Source organism: Microbacterium sp. P2_F9 (assembly GCF_056403635.1).
Genome location: NZ_JBFUFC010000417.1, coordinates 1 through 783 on the forward strand (window position 1 = coordinate 1; position 783 = coordinate 783).

The 783-nt window shown below is 71.9% G+C and carries 1 protein-coding gene; it reads right to left on the bottom strand.

All coding sequences use genetic code 11. The annotated features are described in order from the left end of the window. Positions 1 to 72: 72 nt before the first annotated feature. Positions 73 to 783: prolyl oligopeptidase family serine peptidase (locus AC1DVT_RS20495; protein WP_477391267.1), on the bottom strand; the 711-nt coding region annotated here is incomplete at its 5' end.

Consider the following 783-nt stretch of genomic DNA (forward strand, 5'->3'; position numbering starts at 1 on the left):
GGGCACCGCGCTCCACGCGTTCGTGTCGCCTCGACTCGCCGCCGACCTCGAGCCCTTCCGGGTCGGCGACCGCTAGTCCAGTTCGAGTTGCGGCACGCCAGGGGTGTCGAAGCCGTACACCCCGCCGAGGAACGCCAGTTCCTTCTCCAGTGCGTCTACGAGCGTCTCAGCGCGGCGGAAGCCGTGTCCCTCGCCGGTGTAGAGCACATACGCGTGCGGCACGCCGCCGGTCCGCAGCGCGTCGCGGATCGCCTCCGACTGCGACGGCGGCACCACGAGGTCGTCGGCCCCCTGCAGGAGCAGGATCGGCACCCGGAAGCGCTCGGAGTGGCTCAGCGGCGACCGTTCGAGGTAGACGGCCTCGGCGTCGGGCAGCGGACCGATGAGCCCGTCCAGATAGTGCGACTCGAAGTCGTGCGTGTCGGCCGCGAGCGCCCGCGCGTCGCCGACACCGTAGCGGGAGATCCCCGCCGCGAACACATCGGTCTGCACAAGGGCGGCGAGCACCGTCCAGCCCCCTGCGGAGCCGCCGGCGATGGTCAGGCGTGCGGGATCGACCCGGCCTTCCGCGATGAGACCTGCGGCGGCGGCCGCGACATCGTCGACGTCGACGACGCCCCACTGGCCGCGCAGCCGCTCCCGGTACTCGCGTCCGTACCCGGATGACCCGCCGTAGTTGACGTCCAGCACGCCGATTCCGCGGCTCGTGAAGAACGCGACTCGTCCGGATGCCGCGCCCGCGACGTGCGACGTCGGTCCGCCGTGCACCAGCAGCACATACGG